Genomic DNA, 3,733 nt, shown 5'->3' with positions numbered 1-3,733 from the left:
TATAAACAACGGCGGTTGTTTGTATAGAGCCAAGCATGCTTGAACCGCCTTCATCCGTGACGGTGAGATATGTTTATATTGAGACTTTGCCACCTTACTATCTAACTAATATAAGGGGTAGAGTTATCATGAAATATGTCAACGCGGACATTTTACCACAAGAACTGCTAAAGGAAGTTCAAAAATATACGAATGGTGTCATGCTGTACATTCCGAAACGCAAGGAAGAACGTAAGGCATGGGGCACAAAATCCGGAAGCAGAAAGCTGCTGGCCTTACGCAATCATGAAATTCGCAACAGATTTGCCGAAGGTGCAACAATCGAGCAGCTTATGGAGCATTATTTCCTGTCCTACGACAGTATTAAGAAAATCGTATATACCAAGTTAAAATAGATGATTCAATGCGCAAGCCACATCAGATTTCGATCTGACGTGGCTTTTTATGTGCAAAGAACAGTTTAGATTCATTTGCTGTCTATCGACTCGATTCTCACATTGCTACAATCATTTAAAGCAGTATCGCTCTTGTATACTGCTAATGGATGTCCATTACGATGAACCGCTGCAGCCTGACATGATTATAGACACGGAGAATAATACCGTAGAAAGATGCACACACGCATTGGTTGACTGTATCACCAATAGATTCGACTAGGCTAGGTTCAATTCGTCTAGATTCGGCCGTCATGTTTGATCAGTAAATTGAAGCAGATAAATCGAAACGGGAGTGATTTCTCATGAAGATCGATGGTGACCGTGTATTTCTTTCAAAGGTTACTTCAGACGACTTAGATTTTGTATGTGAACTAGAAACAAACACCGGTATCTGGTTGTTTGAAGAACAAGTTGAATCTGATAAGGGGACAGTTAGGGGCAAGTATCTTGAACAGATGAATTCAACATCCCAATATAATTTTGTCATAACGAAGGAAGCCGATGGAAAGTCAATTCCTGTTGGCTTAGCTCAAATTTGGAGTTACTCCGAACACCGAAAGAGTTGGGAACTCGGATTTGCCATAATCCCAGAATTCCAAGGACACGGTTACGGGTTAGAAGCCATAAATCTATTACTTGATTTCTCATTCCATCAGCTAGGAGCTCATAAAGTCGTTGGTATGTGTAATTGTCACAATATGAAATCCATGAACTTGATGGAGAAGTTAGGAATGAGAAGAGAAGGGACTTTCAAAGAAGAATTAATGTGGAAGGGGCAATGGGTTGATCAATATTTTTATGCGATACTCGATACCGAGTACATAAAAAAAGCGAACACATCTCTATAAGTTGAACTAATCTTTTTTCACATTAAAATCCTCTATTCTCGCAAAGGGTATTTTGGAATAGGAGGGATTTTTTCGAATGGTTAACGAAATTATTATTATGTTAACTAATTCATTATTATATGGAATAGGGAGAGTACGGATGTCACTAGATATTTTTGAGGGAAATTTAGAAAAGTATGCGGATCCTCTACATTATGATGATTTGTATAATAATTACAAAGAAGATTTAGATTTTATTCAAGAGTGTGTGGAAAAGACAACACACCCGATTATTGAATTAGCATGTGGTACAGGAAGATTAACGATTCCAATGGCAAAAAGAGGATATGCAATGTATGGGGTTGATATTCATCAAGGAATGCTTAATTTAGCCATTGAGAAGGAAAAAGCATCCAATGTAAATATTCACTTCTCAAAACAAGACTGTACTCAATTAGATCTGCCAATCAAATCACCATTTATATTTATGGTAGGGAACTCCTTTCAGCATTTCTTAACAAATGAAAGCCAGAGTGCTTTGTTAAAATCAGTTAAATCTCATTTAATGCCAAACGGTGAGTTCATCTTTGATACTCGTAATCCAATACTAAAGGAATTAGCAGTGATTGATGAAGTAGAAAATACTTATACCAATGCCAATAATCAATTGGTGGTTGAGAAACATCGTGATGTTTACAATCATCAGACTCAAGTTATGCATTGCACTACAATTCAAAATACTCTCATAAATAATATTGATACTATCAAGAAAGATTCGATTTCTTTACGTTACACATACCCGATGGAAATACAAAGACTGCTTTCTGAACACGACTTTGAGTTAATTTCCATGTATGGTTCTTGGAAAAAGGATTCTTTTACAAAAGATAGTAAATCTATGGTTATTCATTGCCGTCTTACATTTTCCTGACGCTATCCCATGCCCATCAAGCTAACAGTGAGAAACCCTAGCTATATCTTGACTTTTGTACTGTGACTAGTGAGTTTCGGAAAAATAAACATGCCAAATAAACCTATGAAAATGTGATTTTTCCGCTAGGCAACTTGTCTTTTATTCACCGTCGTTTCATAGACAACACCAAGAATATCGAAGACGGTCATTTTTTTGTAACGATGACATTTACGACCATTCTTTTTAAGCGATTGATAGAGGCGATGTAGAATCGCCGAGAGTTCATCTGTGTCAACCACCATTGCTTGGAACAGTAGCGGAAAGTAATCCCTAATCATATAAATTGCTTTGTATTCGCTTAGTTCTTGCTTCTGCTTTTCAAGTAAAAACTGTCGCATTTGAAACATCGTAGAGGAACAAATGAGAATGCCAATGAGTTGACCATACAAATGGCATTCAAGACGTTCTTTTTTGATGTCCTTACACTCATCAATTTCAAAGAACGACTTCCATGTTTTAAACAAAATCTCTATTTGCTAACGCAGTGAATACAAGGAATGCACATAGTTAGTCGGTACTTCTTCTGGCGATGTGTTCGTAATATATACATTCATGCCCATCAAACGCTTACTTTTATCCTTCATGATAATACCTTTTTTCTTCTCACGTATTGCTTGATTTTTCAAACGCGTTTTTGTTTGATCGTCGGTTAAACGATGGATAATAACACATACTGGAAGTTTCTGGTTTTGGCCAATGTATGCCTCGGGGAGTTCTATCGTTTCACCAGGGATTAGACCAGACATCATTTGTGTCATATCAAGCTGGATGTATTCTGTCAGCTTTTTTAACGTACCATTGTTGAAGTATTCTGGTTCAGGGTTCTTGATATAAATGCGTGTATTCAACTTCAACCGTGAGATATAATAAGCCTCTTTATCCTGAATGGTTTGTAAGTCTCCTAAATCGAAGTAACCAAGATCACGTAAACATAGGTCTCCTTTCTCAGTGGTTTCAAGACAAATGGTACCGTATGTTTTATCATTGTTCTTTCCTGGCCCAAGCTGTACGTTTAAAAACTGACCACTGAGTAAATCATATTCAGGTTGAATCTTCACCCCCGCAGTATTACTACTTCCACCTGATCCTTGATAGTCAGTGGCGAAGGTATCTGGTAACTGAAACACCGTCGCATCTAAAATACGAATACGATTGAAAATAGACATCATGTGTGCAGAAAGCGATTGATTGGAACAGAGCTTTTGTGTGAGAAGAGAAGTAAAGACTTCTCTTAGAAATGCGACAGCTGCTGGATTAAAGCGTTGATTCAATCCTTCTGGGCTCATTAGTACCCCAGTGGAAGCTTCTAACCGACTGCACAATTGTGTAAGTGATGTGCTAGCGATTTCCTGACTGAGCCATACGCAAAGGGCAATGAGTTCGTTCGCTTGATATTTACTAGACCGTTTTACAAAGCCAACTTGTCTGGCGATGTCTTGTAGGACTACTGGAGATAGAAAGCGTTGTAATTCTTGTGAGAATAGATGTAATTCTTC

3 protein-coding genes and 1 pseudogene are annotated in these 3,733 nt (G+C 37.8%); 3 read left to right on the top strand and 1 reads right to left on the bottom strand.

Translation table 11 applies throughout. From position 1 onward, the window contains the following. Positions 1–128: 128 nt before the first annotated feature. The 3 genes from BBG47_RS27315 (at position 129) to BBG47_RS27305 (ending at position 2,195) form a co-directional block, all read left to right on the top strand. The gene (locus tag BBG47_RS27315) at positions 129–395 is read left to right on the top strand and encodes a CD3324 family protein (protein WP_065294366.1); all 267 of its coding nucleotides are present in this window, start codon (positions 129–131) and stop codon (positions 393–395) included. Between the two features lie 344 nt (positions 396–739). Beyond that, entirely contained in the window at positions 740–1,285 is a 546-nt protein-coding gene (locus BBG47_RS27310) for a GNAT family N-acetyltransferase (protein ID WP_065294365.1), read from the top strand. A gap of 76 nt (positions 1,286–1,361) precedes the next feature. Continuing rightward, positions 1,362–2,195, top strand: a complete 834-nt coding sequence (locus tag BBG47_RS27305; protein ID WP_083189638.1) for a class I SAM-dependent methyltransferase — start codon at positions 1,362–1,364, stop codon at positions 2,193–2,195. Between the two features lie 125 nt (positions 2,196–2,320). Here the strand turns inward: BBG47_RS27305 and BBG47_RS27300 are convergent. Beyond that, positions 2,321–3,733: pseudogene (locus BBG47_RS27300) on the bottom strand (IS4 family transposase); the annotation flags it as partial.

This window comes from Paenibacillus sp. KS1, assembly GCF_001680695.1.
Taxonomy (GTDB): Bacteria; Bacillota; Bacilli; order Paenibacillales; family Paenibacillaceae; genus Paenibacillus_B; species Paenibacillus_B suaedae.
The sequence above is the reverse complement of the archived record's forward strand: the minus strand, read 5'-3'. Positions and strand labels throughout refer to the sequence as shown.

Excerpts from the sequence above, each read along its gene's own strand:
- BBG47_RS27315 (WP_065294366.1), top strand. The coding sequence starts at position 129 with ATGAAATATGTCAACGCGGACATTTTACCACAAGAACTGCTAAAGGAA.
- BBG47_RS27310 (WP_065294365.1), top strand. The coding sequence starts at position 740 with ATGAAGATCGATGGTGACCGTGTATTTCTTTCAAAGGTTACTTCAGAC.
- BBG47_RS27305 (WP_083189638.1), top strand. The coding sequence starts at position 1,362 with ATGGTTAACGAAATTATTATTATGTTAACTAATTCATTATTATATGGA.